11 protein-coding genes are annotated in these 16,718 nt (G+C 50.4%); 7 read left to right on the plus strand and 4 right to left on the minus strand.

Annotated elements, in window-relative coordinates; all coding sequences use genetic code 11:
* Nucleotides 1-75 precede the first annotated feature (75 nt).
* The 7 genes from O3C79_RS04020 to O3C79_RS04050 all read left to right on the plus strand — a co-directional run bounded on the left by O3C79_RS04020 (nucleotide 76) and on the right by O3C79_RS04050 (nucleotide 12,521).
* Entirely contained in the window at nucleotides 76-5,919 is a 5,844-nt protein-coding gene (locus O3C79_RS04020) for a retention module-containing protein (RefSeq protein ID WP_494384903.1), read from the plus strand.
* Nucleotides 5,920-6,125: 206 nt separating this feature from the next.
* On the plus strand, nucleotides 6,126-7,076 hold the full coding sequence (locus O3C79_RS04025) for a SapC family protein (RefSeq protein WP_494384904.1): 951 nt from the start codon (nucleotides 6,126-6,128) through the stop codon (nucleotides 7,074-7,076).
* 17 nt (nucleotides 7,077-7,093) lie between these two features.
* On the plus strand, nucleotides 7,094-7,648 hold the full coding sequence (locus tag O3C79_RS04030; RefSeq protein WP_494384905.1) for a hypothetical protein: 555 nt from the start codon (nucleotides 7,094-7,096) through the stop codon (nucleotides 7,646-7,648).
* A 13-nt stretch (nucleotides 7,649-7,661) separates the two neighbouring features.
* The gene (locus tag O3C79_RS04035) at nucleotides 7,662-8,363 is read left to right on the plus strand and encodes a Crp/Fnr family transcriptional regulator (protein WP_494384906.1); all 702 of its coding nucleotides are present in this window, start codon (nucleotides 7,662-7,664) and stop codon (nucleotides 8,361-8,363) included.
* 104 nt (nucleotides 8,364-8,467) lie between these two features.
* Nucleotides 8,468-9,685, plus strand: coding sequence for a DUF4214 domain-containing protein (locus O3C79_RS04040; protein ID WP_494384907.1), 1,218 nt, complete (start codon nucleotides 8,468-8,470; stop codon nucleotides 9,683-9,685).
* Nucleotides 9,686-9,741: 56 nt separating this feature from the next.
* Complete coding sequence (locus O3C79_RS04045; RefSeq protein WP_494384908.1) at nucleotides 9,742-11,766, plus strand: acyltransferase family protein; 2,025 nt, start codon at nucleotides 9,742-9,744, stop codon at nucleotides 11,764-11,766.
* A complete protein-coding gene (locus tag O3C79_RS04050) occupies nucleotides 11,763-12,521 on the plus strand; it encodes a 3',5'-cyclic-nucleotide phosphodiesterase (RefSeq protein WP_494384909.1) in 759 nt (252 codons plus the stop codon). Before O3C79_RS04045 ends, O3C79_RS04050 begins: the two co-directional genes overlap by 4 nt.
* A gap of 26 nt (nucleotides 12,522-12,547) precedes the next feature.
* Here the strand turns inward: O3C79_RS04050 and O3C79_RS04055 are convergent, their stop codons facing one another.
* The 4 genes from O3C79_RS04055 to O3C79_RS04070 form a co-directional block, all read right to left on the minus strand.
* On the minus strand, nucleotides 12,548-12,745 hold the full coding sequence (locus O3C79_RS04055; protein WP_494384910.1) for a DUF6447 family protein: 198 nt from the start codon (nucleotides 12,743-12,745) through the stop codon (nucleotides 12,548-12,550).
* Between the two features lie 30 nt (nucleotides 12,746-12,775).
* Nucleotides 12,776-13,591 carry a SapC family protein gene (locus O3C79_RS04060; RefSeq protein ID WP_494384911.1) on the minus strand — a complete coding sequence of 272 codons (816 nt, stop codon included), beginning with the start codon at nucleotides 13,589-13,591 and terminating at the stop codon, nucleotides 12,776-12,778.
* 224 nt (nucleotides 13,592-13,815) lie between these two features.
* Nucleotides 13,816-14,667 carry a hypothetical protein gene (locus tag O3C79_RS04065; RefSeq protein WP_494384912.1) on the minus strand — a complete coding sequence of 284 codons (852 nt, stop codon included), beginning with the start codon at nucleotides 14,665-14,667 and terminating at the stop codon, nucleotides 13,816-13,818.
* 153 nt (nucleotides 14,668-14,820) lie between these two features.
* Nucleotides 14,821-16,710: a cadherin-like domain-containing protein gene (locus tag O3C79_RS04070; protein ID WP_494384913.1), complete on the minus strand. Its 1,890-nt coding sequence runs from the start codon at nucleotides 16,708-16,710 to the stop codon at nucleotides 14,821-14,823.
* Nucleotides 16,711-16,718 lie beyond the last annotated feature (8 nt).

The following is a 16,718-nucleotide window of genomic DNA, read 5'->3' on the forward strand; positions in this document are numbered from 1 at the left end:
GGTACACTGGTTTAGTCTCGTGTGTGGGTCTAGCTTAATCGTATCTGAATAAAAAAGACCCAGGGGGGCAACAGGATGAGTACCGTTATTGGTAGTGTGAGTGCGATATCAGGTCGAGTCATCGCCATCGATGCATCAGGGAGCGAGCGTGTGCTGATGTTAGGTGATGCCATCATGGAACAGGATGTGATTCGCCCTAGTACCGATGCTCAAATAGAGATCTCATTGGATAATTCTGCGGAAGCTATCGTTCTGAATGGTGGGCAGAGCTGGTTGGCTACAGCCGATACCTTCACCTCTGGCGATGAGTTCCCTGTTGATAACGCAGTGGCCGATGTCGAAGCTATTCAGGCCGCCCTGTTGGCAGGTCAAGACCCTACCGAGATTCTTGAGCCGACTGCAGCAGGCGCTCCGGCTGCCGGTGGTGCTGGCGGTACGGATGGGAACGAAGGTGCTGATTTCGTTCAGCTCGAAGCCACCCGTAACGAAACAACACCGGAAGCGGGTTATGAAACCCAAGGCCTTGCATCTGAACAACCGCCTCTCCTTGCTGAGCAGCCGACTTTAATTGTTGAAGACACTGTACCGGATTTGGCTCCACTACCGGAGCCGGAGCCCCAACCAGAACCCCAGCCTGAGCCCGAACCCGAACCTCAACCTGAGCCAGAACCTCAACCTGAGCCCGAGCCAGAACCTCAGCCTGAACCCGAACCCGAACCCGAACCCGAACCCGAACCTCAGCCTGAGCCCCAGCCTGAGCCCCAGCCAGAGCCGGAACCTGAGCCCGAACCTGAGCCCGAACCTCAGCCCGAACCTCAGCCGGAGCCAGAGCCAGAGCCCGAGCCCGAACCGGAGCCGGAACCCGAGCCAGGCGTTTTCGCGATTGATAATGTCTCTGTGAGTGAAGGGGCTATTGCTACTATCACGATTACCCGTTCTGGTGGTACGCAGCAATCAGAAACCGTCGACGTATCCACAGTAGTGCCAGTGCTTGGCACGGATACAGCGGAAGCGGATGACTTCACGGCGAATAACACAACACTGACGTTTGCTGCCGGTGAAACCAGCAAGACATTCCAGGTTCAGACGACCCAGGACACTGTGTTTGAAGGTCCGGAAACCCTGCGTGTTGAATTGAGCAATGCCACTGGCGGCGCGACGATCAGTGACGATACGGGTGTCGTTACGATTCTGGATGACGGCACAGGTCCGGATCCGGATGGTCCTGAGGGTCCGGAAACACCGGATGACGATACGCCGGTTGTGAGCATCAGCGGCCCTGCGATTGTGAATGAAGATGCGGGTACAGCAGTCTACACGATTACGTTGTCGAACCAGTCGGAGTTTCCGGTATCGGTTGATTATGCAACGACTGATGGTGATGCAGTTGCAGGTGAAGACTACAGCAGCACCAGCGGTACAGTGACATTCGCGGCGGGTGAAACCAGTAAAACCGTAGAAGTGCCAATCACCGATGACCAGCTTGATGAGGCGGATGAAGACTACAGCATCACGCTGAGCAACGTTGTAGGTGATGCGACGCTGGGCACTGATGACAGTGTTACCACGGACATCATTGATAACGAAGGTGCCACAAGCTTCTCCATTAATGATGTATCAGTCAGTGAAGGTGCGATCGCCACGATTACTATCACCCGTTCCGGCGATGCGCAGGCTGAGCAAACCGTCGACGTATCCACAGTAGTGCCAGTGCTTGGCACGGATACAGCGGAAGCGGATGACTTCACGGCGAATAACACAACACTGACGTTTGCTGCCGGTGAAACCAGCAAGACATTCCAGGTTCAGACGACCCAGGACACTGTGTTTGAAGGTCCGGAAACCCTGCGTGTTGAATTGAGCAATGCCACTGGCGGCGCGACGATCAGTGACGATACGGGTGTCGTTACGATTCTGGATGACGGCACAGGTCCGGATCCGGATGGTCCTGAGGGTCCGGAAACACCGGATGACGATACGCCGGTTGTGAGCATCAGCGGCCCTGCGATTGTGAATGAAGATGCGGGTACAGCAGTCTACACGATTACGTTGTCGAACCAGTCGGAGTTTCCGGTATCGGTTGATTATGCAACGACTGATGGTGATGCAGTTGCAGGTGAAGACTACAGCAGCACCAGCGGTACAGTGACATTCGCGGCGGGTGAAACCAGTAAAACCGTAGAAGTGCCAATCACCGATGACCAGCTTGATGAGGCGGATGAAGACTACAGCATCACGCTGAGCAACGTTGTAGGTGATGCGACGCTGGGCACTGATGACAGTGTTACCACGGACATCATTGATAACGAAGGTGCCACAAGCTTCTCCATTAATGATGTATCAGTCAGTGAAGGTGCGATCGCCACGATTACTATCACCCGTTCCGGCGATGCGCAGGCTGAGCAAACCGTCGACGTATCCACAGTAGTGCCAGTGCTTGGCACGGATACAGCGGAAGCGGATGACTTCACGGCGAATAACACAACACTGACGTTTGCTGCCGGTGAAACCAGCAAGACATTCCAGGTTCAGACGACCCAAGACACTGTGTTTGAAGGTCCGGAAACCCTGCGTGTTGAATTGAGCAATGCCACTGGCGGCGCGACGATCAGTGACGATACGGGTGTCGTTACGATTCTGGATGACGGCACAGGTCCGGATCCGGATGGTCCTGAGGGTCCGGAAACACCGGATGACGATACGCCGGTTGTGAGCATCAGCGGCCCTGCGACTGTGAATGAAGATGCGGGTACAGCAGTCTACACGATTACGTTGTCGAACCAGTCGGAGTTTCCGGTATCGGTTGATTATGCAACGACTGATGGTGATGCAGTTGCAGGTGAAGACTACAGCAGCACCAGCGGTACAGTGACATTCGCGGCGGGTGAAACCAGTAAAACCGTAGAAGTGCCAATCACCGATGACCAGCTTGATGAGGCGGATGAAGACTACAGCATCACGCTGAGCAACGTTGTAGGTGATGCGACGCTGGGCACTGATGACAGTGTTACCACGGACATCATTGATAACGAAGGTGCCACAAGCTTCTCCATTAATGATGTATCAGTCAGTGAAGGTGCGATCGCCACGATTACTATCACCCGTTCCGGCGATGCGCAGGCTGAGCAAACCGTCGACGTATCCACAGTAGTGCCAGTGCTTGGCACGGATACAGCGGAAGCGGATGACTTCACGGCGAATAACACAACACTGACGTTTGCTGCCGGTGAAACCAGCAAGACATTCCAGGTTCAGACGACCCAAGACACTGTGTTTGAAGGTCCGGAAACCCTGCGTGTTGAATTGAGCAATGCCACTGGCGGCGCGACGATCAGTGACGATACGGGTGTCGTTACGATTCTGGATGACGGCACAGGTCCGGATCCGGATGGTCCTGAGGGTCCGGAAACACCGGATGACGATACGCCGGTTGTGAGCATCAGCGGCCCTGCGACTGTGAATGAAGATGCGGGTACAGCAGTCTACACGATTACGTTGTCGAACCAGTCGGAGTTTCCGGTATCGGTTGATTATGCAACGACTGATGGTGATGCAGTTGCAGGTGAAGACTACAGCAGCACCAGCGGTACAGTGACATTCGCGGCGGGTGAAACCAGTAAAACCGTAGAAGTGCCAATCACCGATGACCAGCTTGATGAGGCGGATGAAGACTACAGCATCACGCTGAGCAACGTTGTAGGTGATGCGACGTTGGGTAGCGATGACAGCGTCATCACTGACATTATCGATAACGATGAGTCGAATACACCTCCAACCGTTGTGGTCGATAATGACAGTGACCCAACCAACCAGCCAACAAATGACCAAGTATTTGAGGCTGGTCTTGCTCACGGTTCAGATCCAGCTGGCCTGAATTCACCGGTCATCGCTGAAGGGGAGATACGTCTATCCGATGCAGATGGCCTGAGTGATATTACAGGTGTTCGAATTGGTGGGCCTACTGGTACTGTCGTTTCGGCAGCTGATTTGGCGTCACTCTCATCTCCAGGTGCAGGCCCGGTGCTGGTAGCAGGGGCAGGTATGCTCTTCGGTGACTTGGCTCTGACCGGCTATAACGCCAGTACAGGTGTAATCACTTATGAATATACGTTAAACACTGAAGTAGATAATGACTCTGAAGTTGGAGCAACCCCATCAGGGTTTGATGAAACATTCCTTGTTGAAGTAACAGATGAATTGCTTACAGGATCTCCTGCATGGTCTACACCTGTGTCCGGAACCATTCACGTTGTCGATGACGTGCCGACTATTGATCCTGTTTCATTCGGAACAGTAGCCGATGGTACCAATATTGATGGCATCTCTTTGAATGACGTTATTGGTGCTGATGATGCTGGTGATATAGCTTTTGCTACCTCCATAGACGGTACCAGTGTTCTTAGCAGTGGTAAGCAGGTGTATTTTAACGGCGAGACGCTGGAATGGAGCCTTAGTGCAAGCGGAAACGTCCTGAATGCAGTTACTGATAGTAACGTTACTGCAATCAGCTTTGAGCTTCATGACGCAGCTGGAAACTATGACGTGAATGTTGCTGATGGCACCTTCTATCTTGAAGGGGATGAGCAGGTTTTCAACTTTACGGGCTTCACCGGCAGTAATAATGATGCTTATGCCATACTTTCGGCTGGCACGGATGTATTAATTACATCTGGTGGCTCACAGACCAACACCAGTAATGCAGGTGGTGTCGGTTATGTTGGCGCAAGCTCTGGTGGTGGTAATTGGATTGACCAGAGCGCATCCGAGAGTGTGACCTTTACGTTCTACGATGTTATCAACTCAGCCTCTGGTGCGTTGAACGGGGTGGAAGTAACTAACGCATTAGCGGGTTCTCAAATTGTAGGTGTTACAGGCTTTAGTGTTGGTATTGATACCAGCGCCAATGATGCAGCCAATATAGTTATGACTTTCACGGCTATTGATGGTACCCAAGGAAGTATCGCACCTGTTCCTGTTACAGGGGGATCTCCATCTAACCCGTATACAATCTCTGTGAACAGTTCAGACATAACCTGGGATGGTGGAAAGCAAGGCCTTGCGATTGCAAAAATAACCTTCCACTCGGTTGATGAAACAGACTTCCGAGTCGGCGGGCAGTTGGCAATAACTGAAGTAACGCCATCTGATGTGCCTTTGGAAGTCCCGGTCAATATAGTTGATGGCGATACTGATGATGATTCTGGAACTATAGAGGGTACCATTACCAATGGAACAAGCGCGGCACCTATTGCGCTGGATTTGGATAATGACGGTACGGAGTACCTTTCTGAAGCGGCAGGTGTTGTCTTTACTGACCAAGGTTCCGGCGAATCGGTCAACACCGCTTGGGTTTCCGCTGATGACGGTCTGCTGGTAATCGACGCCAATAACTCGGGTACTATTGATGAAGCACGTGAGTACGTGTTCACCGAGTGGTCTGAAACAGCTGACACCGACATGGAAGCGGTGAAAGAGGTGTTTGATACCAATGCCAATGGCAAGCTGGATGCGGGTGACGAAGCTTGGAACCAGTTCGCCGTTTGGCAGGATGCTGACAGTGATGGCGTTACTGATGAAGGAGAGATGGTGTCCCTCATTGATATGGGTATCGAAAGCATTGATCTGAACTACAGTGACTCCAGCCAGGCACGCAGTGATGCTGATGGGGATGTGCAGGTGCACGGCCAGTCTGATGTTACCTGGAATGACGGCTCCACTTCAGTCGCCGAAGATGTCAGCTTCTCGGTGTCTTTGGGTGAGGTGCTGGAAGACCCTGATGCCTATGTGCTGCCGCAGGAAGAAGCTGAGCAGTCGTCTGGTAAGTCGGCAGGGGACGTGACTCCTGCTGGTGGGGACAGTCTGGCCGATGTGACAGCAAACCTGTTGAATCAACCACAGGGAGATGTGGATCAGTCCTGAACCTAATCTCAATGAAGTTATACTGACTGAGTAAATTGTGAGCCGGCCATTGTGCCGGCTCTTTTTTAACCGTTGACTGGGTCCAAGCCTCGCAGATTTTAAGGTCATATTCAGGTAGCTGGCCACGGCTGCGCTGGACTACCCAGTACCCAGCCGTTATGCTTTCTTGGTCAAAAAAGGTAGATCAATCTGCGGAGAAACAGACATTGAGTACGCCGGAAAAAAACAAGCCGAATACTGGCCGAGCAGAAATCCTGTCACTTGAGCGACATGGAGCGCTGCGCTTCCACAAGGCTGCTAATTTTGCATTTGCCACTGACTGGCTGTTTGTGCCTGTACACTATAAAGAGGCCAGCAATTTGGCAACACAGTTTCCGGTGCTGTTTTACCCCCTGCCCGATGGCAGTGTGATGCCTTGTATGCTGATGAAGTCTGAAGGAATGTCCGCACTGAATGAGCAGTTGGCATGGCGGGGGCGCTATATACCGGATGTTATTCGTCTTTATCCCTTTGGTTTTAGTGACAATAAAGGGCGAAACTCCCTAATGGTTTACCCAGAAGCTCCTCACTTTGAAGGCAAAGGGGAAAAAATCATAACCTCCAAAGGTAAGCCGACACAAAAACTTAACCGTATTATCAAGCAATTAGGGCCCGTGCAGAAAGCGTTTGATGACACTCGACAGGTGATGAAAGAGCTTGTTGAACTGAACATTTTACAACCTGCTGTTTACAGCGTCGCTTTACCGAATGGTCAGCGTACACGTATGAAGCTTTTATGTTGCCCAGACAAATCTGTCATCAAGAATCAGTCACTCTCTGCAAGGTTGAGGACTTTACTTTATGTGCATCAACAGTCGTGTCGGCGAATTTTTGCACAGGCAGATGTGGTAAGCGGCTCTAAGTTAAGCAACACAAACACTGAGGCGCAAAGTGTGTCAGCGCAAGACGATGTATCTTCGATCGATTTGAATGCACTGATAAAGTCGGTGTGCACTCGCTTCGACGTGAGCCTTGATGACCTCCGCAGCCGCAAGCGAAGTGAGCCGATCAAAAATGCCCGTGCAGCTTTGGCAGCAGAAGCCAATGCTGGAGATTGTATGCCTGAACTAGCCATCCAATTAGAACGATCAGTGGATACTGTGAAAAAATGGCTGTAACCAGTGTGAGTAAATAAATGCAGCTAAAAAAATTGACGACACGGTATGTTGTCGATGAGGACCGCTTTCTTATCAGCGGAGAGTCCGAGCAGGGAGTGATTAATCTGTGGCTAACTCAACGGATACTCAAGCAGTTACTGCCCCATGTGATTCAGTGGATGGAAAGAAAGGGATCTACTCGCTCATCGGGTGCCAAGGCTGAACCTGCGCAAAAGGTGAAGAGCAGGAATGAAGAGGGCAGTAGTACCGCACCGGTGACCTCGTTAGGGCAGACAAGTTCTCAGTTAGCTGCACAGCACCGTCAGCCCGTTGCTGAAGTACGTGCAGACATGGCGGTGCAAGAGTCTCTTGTACGAACGCTCCAGTTTCAGCCCAGAGACAATTTGCTGTGCCTGAAATTTGAGCTCGCCGATGAGGATGCAGTCTTGTTGCTGGAAGAAGAGCATGCACGTATCTGGCTTGGTGTAGTGTATCGACACTGGCACCAAGCGGAGTGGCCTGATATATGGCCCGAATGGATCAAGCAAGCAGAGCGATTGCGACACACTTCTCCCGTCTCTTTGATGCATTAAGAGTGTCAGGATTATGACGGAAAAAGAACAACGTATAGTGCTGGGTTATTTACAGCAGTGCGCATTATTCAGCGAATTAAGCGAAGAGAGACTTGCCTGGTTACTTCGCCAGATTAAGCTATGCCAATATCAACGTGAAGAGCCTGTGCTGAGAATGGGTGACCCCTCTGACGCATTAGGTTTACTGTTTCGAGGGCAGCTTAAGGCTGTCGCGTATTCAAGCTCGGGCAGAGAGATTGGTTTTTCCTTAATTCGAGCCGTTCAGCATTTTGGAGAGTTATCACTTATTGATGGCCAGCCTCGCTCTGCATCTGTTTTGGCTGTTGAACCCTCTTTAGTGGCGTTTGTCCCACGAAAACCCGCATTGGAATTGATAACAAATGAGCCTAGCGTCTCGGCTCGTATGATGGTTTCTTTGACTCAGCTTGTTCGTCGCTGTAATCAGCAAATCGTATTGCTCGGATATCAGCATGCACATAGTCGTGTCTGTGCCCTACTGCTTAAAGCTCAAAAAGAAAAGACCCCTGAGGGATTAAAGGTTCTGGGCTTCCCTTCTCAGCGTGAAGTAGCCAGCTTAACCAATACAAGCCGTGAGACTGTATCTCGTGTGTTGAGTCAGTTACAGGAATCAGGGATTATCTTCAAAAAAGGAAAGAAAATAGTAGTCCTTGATCTTTTAAGGCTCGAAAAAATAGTTTTGGAAGGTAGAGCTTAAAGGCTTTAAAAAACAAAATCTGCCTACCATATAGCTTGAATATAGATTTGATTCTGGTGTCGTTTCGTTTTAAATAATTTAATCATCGAAAAACCGGGGATAAAATGGCTGATATTACTGCAAACTACTGGGGTTTGAAGCATTGGGATAATGGCTTTAATGATCTACTAGATGATTTGGATGTGGTATATGAGGATTTCTGGGAAAGGTTTCTGGGTTTCGATGATGCAGAAATAACGAATTCGTCCAACACGGAGATTGCAGGTCGCTTGAATGGCGGCGGCGATGTGTATCTTTACGGCCAGAATTTTGATTCATACTTGGCAGAAGATATTGTAATTAATCAAATTCTAACCGATGGTTCACAAACTGATATTGGAGTGACGGGTGATTTGTATCTGGGCGGCTATGCCGGGGTCGTAGGGGCGATCTACTCGATAGAGGCTGAGTCACCAGCGGGTTATTATTCGGCAACAGGTCAATTTACGATTGATTACTATGGCTCATTGTATGCTGCTAATGCAATAGAAGAGTCCTGGGTTGGAAATGAACACTATCTCGTCAGTCAAATCGATGGAAATGGTAATTATATTTATCATGGTGCCGCTATCGGGCAGGCAACAGTCGAGCTGCAGGGCCAATGGGGGTATGAAACTGTCGAGGCTTGGAGCCAGCTCTTGAGTGGGAGTGATACTCTGTTTGGAACTGAGGCTGGGGATTATCTTGAAGGCTATGCTGGGGATGACGTCCTGCTTGGTGGAGAGGGTGCCGATACGGCTCTGTTCACTGGCGTACGCTCCGAGTACGAAGTTTCTGTTATGGAAAATGGAGGCTTCGAGGTTGCTGATCAGCATATGGACCGTGACGGCACCGACAGCCTTGAAAGCATAGAACGTCTTGCTTTCAGCGATGGTGTCATTGCCTGGGATACCGGTTCAGATGGAATTGCAGGGCAGGCCTATCGAATCTACAAAGCCGCTTTTGATCGCATTCCTGACTCTTCCGGACTTGGCTATTGGGTTCGACAAATGGATGAGGGAATGGACCTGATTGAGGTTTCGGCACGCTTTATAGATTCTGCCGAGTTTCGAGAGCTGTACGGCGCTGCACCCAGTAATGCCGAGTTTTTGAACCGACTTTATACCAATGTGCTGGATCGTGAACCAGACCAGTCTGGTTTTGATTGGTGGATTGATCAGCTGGATAATAATCCTGACAAAACCTGGGATCGAGTGCTGGCTGACTTTTCTGAGTCACCGGAAAACCAAACGAATATGATTGAAATGACAGGTGAAAGTATCACTTTCGACCTGTATTACTAAGTTAACTAAAAATTAGTAAGAATGGTAATTCTTATAACAAGGTGATAAATCGTAAAATGCAAGCTAGAACGTTGAACTATTACTTGCCAGCTATTGATGGGCTAAGAAGCGTAGCTGTTTTAGCTGTCATGATTTATCACCTGAACCCAACCTGGTTGCCTGGTGGTTTTGCAGGGGTCGATGTTTTTTTTGTGATATCGGGCTATGTTGTCGCGCGATCTCTCAAAAGTCACACTGGTGAAACCTTAGGGGCATTTTTGGCCGGGTTCTATTCTCGCCGTATACGCAGGATTATGCCTGCGCTTTTATTATGCCTGTTAGTTACGTCATTACTGACAGTCCTATTTATTCCGGCGTCTTGGCTTAGCTCAACTACAAGTCGAGTTGGTTTGTATTCTTTTTTTGGTCTAAGCAATATAGCCTTGGTCCTTTTTCAAGACAATTACTTTTCTCCTCGCGCGGAATTTAACCCATTCGTCCATACATGGTCATTGGGTGTTGAAGAACAGTTTTATTTAATTTTTCCATTCTTGGCATACCTTTATTTTAGATTTTCAAAATCTTATTTTACCGCAGCTAGAGCTGTATCTATTTCACTCATCCCACTGTTAGCAGTACTTTCGTTGTTTGCCGCATACTATATGGGTACCAACAAACCAGACTGGGCATACTATCTTCTGCCCTCACGTTTTTGGGAGCTGGCGGCTGGGGTATTGTTGTTCTCTTTGCATGATAAATTCAACCGGTTAGCTCTTTCAGCTCGAGCCACAAATGCTTTCATTTTATTGGGCTTGACGCTAATTACATTGGGATATGTCTGGTCGGATGTGAAAGCCTTCCCATATCCATGGGCCTTGCTCCCTGTATTGGGTACTGTTTTCACGATTCATGGTATTGCGAACAGTGAAAATAGGGCATTTTCTGTATCTATACTGTCGACTTCCACATTTGTTTACATAGGAAAGCTGTCTTATTCACTGTACCTCTGGCACTGGCCAATATTTACATTATTCCGATGGACGCTAGGGCTGGAAAGCTCAATTAATCAAGTGAGTGCCGTTTTGATAACGTTTATAATGGCTGCGGCGTCATATCATTTTATTGAATGTCCTGTGCGCAAGGCTAAAATATTGGCATTGCCGGCATATAGAGGGCTATTGGCTGGCGGGGTTGCGACGCTGCTTATATGGGGTGGCGCTTTGCAGATCTTTCAGGAGAGGGAACAGCTTACCCTTAGCCGGACCGCTGATACCTGGGTTTGGTATCCCTATGCTTATCCCGATCATGAGCCGGTTAAGCCTAATAACCTGACTGATACTCAACTTTTTGTTATCGGGAACTCTCATACAGGTGCCTACAGCACCATGCTGTCTCTGCTTGAGCAAAGGCAAGGCGTAAGAGTGCATAAGCTAGAAACCGGGCACTGTGCTGTCGGTAACATCCTCTACCCTGTGGATAATCTTGCAGGCTGTGAAGGGCGCATAGACCATTATGTCAGCGTGCTTGAAGAGCAAGCTGAACCAGGTGACATCGTCTTTTTCGCTTCACTCAGAACCTATAGGCTCAGTGATCAGTGGACGGTATATGACCCTGAGCATGTCCTGGCCCGCAGCAGTAGCCAAGAGGCACTGGACACACTCGGTGCGGCCTATACTGAAAGCAGTAACCTCATCAGGCGACTGGAAAAGATGGGACTAAAGGTGCTCATCGATGCGCCCAAGCCTGTGCTGAAGGGCCCACCCTACCGGTGTTCTGACTGGTTCAATAGAATGAACCCTGTTTGCGGCGAAGAACTTGCTGTCGGGCGGGCGTATATGGAAACCTTGAGATCACCTGTTATGTCGTCTTTACAGCGGTTAGATGACGATCATGAAAATGTGTTCCTATGGGACCCACTTCCGGCGTTGTGTGGTGATAATAGCTGCTCTGCTTATACTGAAAACGGCCAACCTCTGTTCTTTGATGGTGACCACCTGAGTGGTACCGGGAACCGACGCCTATATCCCGGCTTTGAAGAGGCTATGCTAAGGGTTACTGGTACGACTTTGCAAAAGCATGAAGGAGCAATGGCTGGCGGGTGATTATTGATATTCTGGGGTGTAGCGGCGGCATCGGGAGTGGACTAAAAACAACCAGCTTCCTCGTCGACCGCTGCCTGCTAGTGGATGCCGGCAGTGGGGTTGAACAGCTCACGCCACAACAAATGCTGTGCATCAGGCATGTGTTGATAACGCATGCTCACCTGGACCATATTTTCGGATTGCCACTCATGCTGGCAACCATCTACGATCAGCACCAAGCACCGGTGCATGTGTATGCCAGACAAGAAGTTCTTAAGGCACTAAAAGACCATATCTTTAATGGTGTTGTATGGCCTGACTTTACAGTTTTGCCAGGTCAGCAGCCTATTGTTCAGCTGCATAGAATCGAGGAAGGCGATGAGTTAGTTATCGGCGGGTATAGTGTTGAAGCGCTGCCTGCCGAGCACCCCTCTCCGGCTTTGGGGTACTACCTTAGTGATGGTCAGCACTCTTTTGCATTCAGTGGCGACAGCACCTTTCATAAGCCCTTCTGGCAAGTGGTAGAACGTTTGCAACCAGAACACTTGATTGTGGATATTTCATTCACGGATGGATCTGATGCGCTTGCCAAGAGCAGCGGTCATATGACGCCGGGGGATTTGCCGAAGGGGTTAGCTCTGCTGAGTTATCGTCCTCAGGTGTATTTAACGCATCTGAAGCCTGGTCATGAGCAGTTGATTGCATCCCAGGCGGCAGCGTTGCAAAGTGGCCAAGTGTGGCAGCTGTATACCGGCCAGAGACTGGAGTTCAGCTAGAACCACACTCGTCCTTAGCTTTAGCCTTAGTCTTTAGGCAGCTCAGCCATCAGAGCATTGGCGTAAGCCGTGCGTGCGGTCTGGGTAATGGCCAGGCGCTGCTGCAGGCTGCGAATTTCATCGTCGGTAATTCGCAGGTTGTTGACCAGAGCGCGAGCATTTTCGCTCAGGCTTTCAACGGCATATTCCTTGTTATTGATTGTAACGGTCTGTGCGTCCGCCATGGGTGAGGCTCCTTAAAAAAATGGGTTCAGTTAAAACGAAAATTTAATGGTGTCGTCCTGGTTGCCGAACATGGCTTCGACACTTTCGGCAGTGGGCTCAGCTTGTGTTGCTGCCATTGCCTTATCCTGCATTTCAATCAGTCGGTTGAAGTGCATAGCTCTCTGCTCAGATAGTAGCTGGGCATAAGCTATCTGCAGCGCCCCGGCCGAGTTGAGAGTATGTAGAGCCTCTGCATCAAGGTTATTCAAGGCGTCAGCATCAATGTGGCAGAACTCCCGGTTTACGCGCGATGAGCCATCAGCCTGTTTAATTGTAAGCTCCCAAGGGGTGATAAGCCCATGCTCGTGCAGCAAAGCAACCGCACGGGCGGTACTCTGCTGAGCCTTGGTGAATTCTGCAGAGATTGCTGCGATACGCTGGAGTGCTTTGACAGCTTTACCTTCAGTGTCAAATAAACGCTGAGTGCCGGGCTCTTCCGTCTCGTACAGTGCTGCCGAGTCAAGGCAGAGAATGGTTTCACCATTTGCGGGGTTAACAGCCGGGCGGAAAGGATACATACGGATGAGTGAGGGGATATACCCCGCCAGCCAAGTGTTATCCATCTTGATAAACAGGTTACGCCCCGGCAAGGGGGAGAGCACGCCGACCAGTTCAAATACAGGTGCCGTCTCAGTATTTGGGGCATTGAACTGACGGAACGCAATGGGCAAAACCGGCATGGCATGCTCAATTTCAGCCGCGACAATGGGGACGCTGGACCACTTTCGACTGAAGCCAAGGTCGGCTTCGGGCTTCCAGTAATGGTCTTTGAGCGTCGAGGGGCTAATAGGCACAAGTTTGGCCAATGTAACTACTCCAAATCCTTGGGGGTCACCCTGGTGAATCGGTGGTCAGGCGTGTCTAGAGCCTTACCGAGCTTTAGGGGATTGTATCAAAAAGTGGGAGGCTGGGGAGGGAGTGTTGGTTTAACTCAACAGCCTAGTATTGCCATTGGCTTGGGATACAAAGCTGAGAGGTTAACGTAGGTATAAAAACACCTGCGCTGTAGGGCGCAGGTGTGATGAAAACATTAGGCAATAAAGAGGTCGTTGCCGAAGAAGCCTGGAACTCCGATCGTCTCAACGTCATCGCCCGTTTCGGTATCGTTACCAAAGAAAGGCTCGGGCCCATCGGTTTCAGTGACGCCGCTAACACCAAGCGGATCCGGGGTGATTTCCAGCGTATAAGAAAAACGACCATCTCCGCCATCATCTGAACCGCTGGCAACTTCTGTCACCACCGCTGTTACCATGCCTGACTCCGGGGCAGTAAATGTAATCTGAGGGTCACGATAAGGTCCGGGCATAGGGGGAGCAACAGTGTCGTCATCCTGATCTATATAGCCTACCGTAGTGGTGATGAAGGAGGTATCGTTATTAGTGAGAGTGCCGCTGTCTATGAAGTCTTGGAAGCTACGGTGACCTTCGAAAAGCCACATGCCTGGGTCAAGATCTGCTTCTACGCGTACAGCAGTGATTGTGTACTGCTGTCCAGGCACCAAATCGATAAAATGATATCCGCTGATGCTATCATCCGCGCCACTGTACGACCCCGAGGACGCTACAGTACTATAGAAGTCTTGTTCCGGCTCAGTAGTTTCGTTCTGGTTACCAAAGAAACCAGAAGGGGCTTGCTCGGGCGCTGCAGGATTATTGCCCGCATTCCCAAAGAAGTTCAGGAAGTTGTTGCCGCCATTGGGGAACTCTTCTTTGTCGTTGCCAAAGAAGTTGTCAAATGCCGGCGGTACAGGATGGAGGAAAGGGCCTGAGTCATTGTTAAAGAAGGGGTCATCTGGCAAAAAAGGCCCTTCCTGCTCCAGGTTTTGTTCGTCTTCTTGCTCGCGGTTGATGCTACTAAACGGGCGTGCGCTGAAAAAATTCATGTTGTCTCCCTGTTAATGCAAAAGCCTGTACTTCCTGAGGCATGCATTGCCTCTCAGGCAGATCTATTCAGATAGCTCTAGAATAGCGGGCTAGGCTAAAGAGTTCCATCTCTTGTAGCCTGTTTTTGGTAAAAAATAACCCTGAATTTGAGCTTAACCCAGCAGTGAATAGCTGTCTGCGGCAGCGTAGTTAACGGCGTACCCCAAATCTTCCAGTGCGCCGACGGTCATGATGCTGATGGGGGTTGTACCGTAATCGATATAGGGGGTCATCAGCTCACTGTCAAAGGTGTTTTCGTCCCAATGAGAGTAGTCTGAGCCCGGCCCTACGCCAGTGGTGAGAGAAATAGAATTCAGCGAGTTATCACCCGCTAGGGCCTGATAGGCCTGGACAGCAGCGCTGCCAGTATAATCAGCACCAGTGGTCAGATTGAACTCAGACCATAGAGTGCCAAAGCCCAGTACATGCAGCATCTCGTGAATAATGACAGCGCCAAGTGTGCCGTCTGCATTCATCGCTGCCATATCACTGGAATCGAAGGTCATGCTACCCAGGTAAGGGAGTCTTGAGTCGGTACGAATGTACTCAGGCCCGGCTGACCCCAGTGTTCCGCCTACGCCGTCAATGTACTCAACGGAGGCGTTGATTAAAATATCATCAATAAGTGAGCCGGAGTGTTCGACTTCAGTCAGACCTTGGGTAATCAGTGATTCAAGTCGGGTCGCGGCGCTTTCAAATACCTGGGCATAGCTTTGTGCGCCAGCATCAAAGTTGAAATCGATATTATAGCTGTCGCCGCTCGACGGAGATTGATCATCGGAGGAAGGCGGGGCACCTGGCTCGTCAGGCGATGAGGGAGTGGGGGCCGGTGAGGCTGTGCCTGTCACAGTTACCGAGACAGAGGCGGTTGCTGTTTCGCCGGCTTCATCGGTTACCCGGTAGGTAACGGTGGTGACAATTGACTGGCCATTTGCAAGGTTTTTAAAGTCTCCCATCGGCTCAAAGGCGAAGCTGCCATCTTCATTGATAACAAAGGCGCCGCCGTTATTGCCAAATGCCCGCGCGCCCACTAAATCGGAGCTGCCATTGACTGTATCAATACGTAGAAGCGTTGACTCTGCGTCTTCATCATTGGCCAGCAGGTTCGGCGTGTCTTCAAATTTCAGTACTTGATTTGCCAGGGTGTCGGTGAAATCGTGTCGTGCCACCGGCGCGTCGTTGACCGGGTTTATGGTCAGGCTAAGGAGCAGTGTCTCTGTTTCGCCGTTACGAGTAAGGGTGGCGTCGAAGGCGACATCGCCATACCAGTCTGTGTCGGGGGTGAATTGGAATTCACCCTCTTCACTCTGGGTGATTTCGCCAGGTGCGTTGCTGAGCAAGTCGATATTGGTTAGGACCCATCCGCTCGTTTCAATGCCCAGTTGTTCAAAAATAATGGCTGCATCCAGGTCAAGAGGTTGGTCTTCCTGGATACCTGGCAGGGTAATGCTTTCAGGGAACTGCCCTGGAGTTGTTGCGTTGGCCAGGCTCACGGCATCATCGATACTGGCTGGATCTACGCGTACTGTATCCATTACCGCGCGCAGTGTTTCGATAGGGAGTTCCAGCGTCTGGCTGCGCATGAAATCAACCGTTTGGACGCCTGCGGCTACCTTGTTCGCCATGATAATGCGATCATCGCCACTGGCGCCTTGCATGATTTCCAGAATGGCATATTCCAGAGTGATCTGGGGTTGGTCACTGGTGCCGGTTAGTCTGTTGGTCCAGTACTCCAGCCCACCAGGCTCGGCAGGGCGGCGGAAGAGGTTTTGGTAAATGCTATCGACGAAGGATTCAATACTGGCACGATCCAACTGTCGTTGCGCCTGAATGATATTGCCATAGAGGTCGGTTGTTTCTGGGGCCGAGGCAAAAAAACCTACGATCGTGCTTAGTGAAGTACCTGATTGATACAGGGAAACCCAATAATCCAAGCCCTCGGTGTCCGGGACACGGTTGTAGTAACCAATATAGACACGGGTTATGAGCTCTGTGGGTGTCATGGATATGT

It is taken from the genome of Marinobacterium sp. NO-S09, assembly GCF_059179545.1.

Coding starts and splice junctions, on each gene's coding strand:
- O3C79_RS04020 (WP_494384903.1), top strand. CDS start 76: ATGAGTACCGTTATTGGTAGTGTGAGTGCGATATCAGGTCGAGTCATC.
- O3C79_RS04030 (WP_494384905.1), top strand. CDS start 7,094: ATGCAGCTAAAAAAATTGACGACACGGTATGTTGTCGATGAGGACCGC.
- O3C79_RS04035 (WP_494384906.1), top strand. CDS start 7,662: ATGACGGAAAAAGAACAACGTATAGTGCTGGGTTATTTACAGCAGTGC.
- O3C79_RS04040 (WP_494384907.1), top strand. CDS start 8,468: ATGGCTGATATTACTGCAAACTACTGGGGTTTGAAGCATTGGGATAAT.
- O3C79_RS04045 (WP_494384908.1), top strand. CDS start 9,742: ATGCAAGCTAGAACGTTGAACTATTACTTGCCAGCTATTGATGGGCTA.
- O3C79_RS04055 (WP_494384910.1), bottom strand. CDS start 12,745: ATGGCGGACGCACAGACCGTTACAATCAATAACAAGGAATATGCCGTT.
- O3C79_RS04065 (WP_494384912.1), bottom strand. CDS start 14,667: ATGAATTTTTTCAGCGCACGCCCGTTTAGTAGCATCAACCGCGAGCAA.
- O3C79_RS04070 (WP_494384913.1), bottom strand. CDS start 16,710: ATGACACCCACAGAGCTCATAACCCGTGTCTATATTGGTTACTACAAC.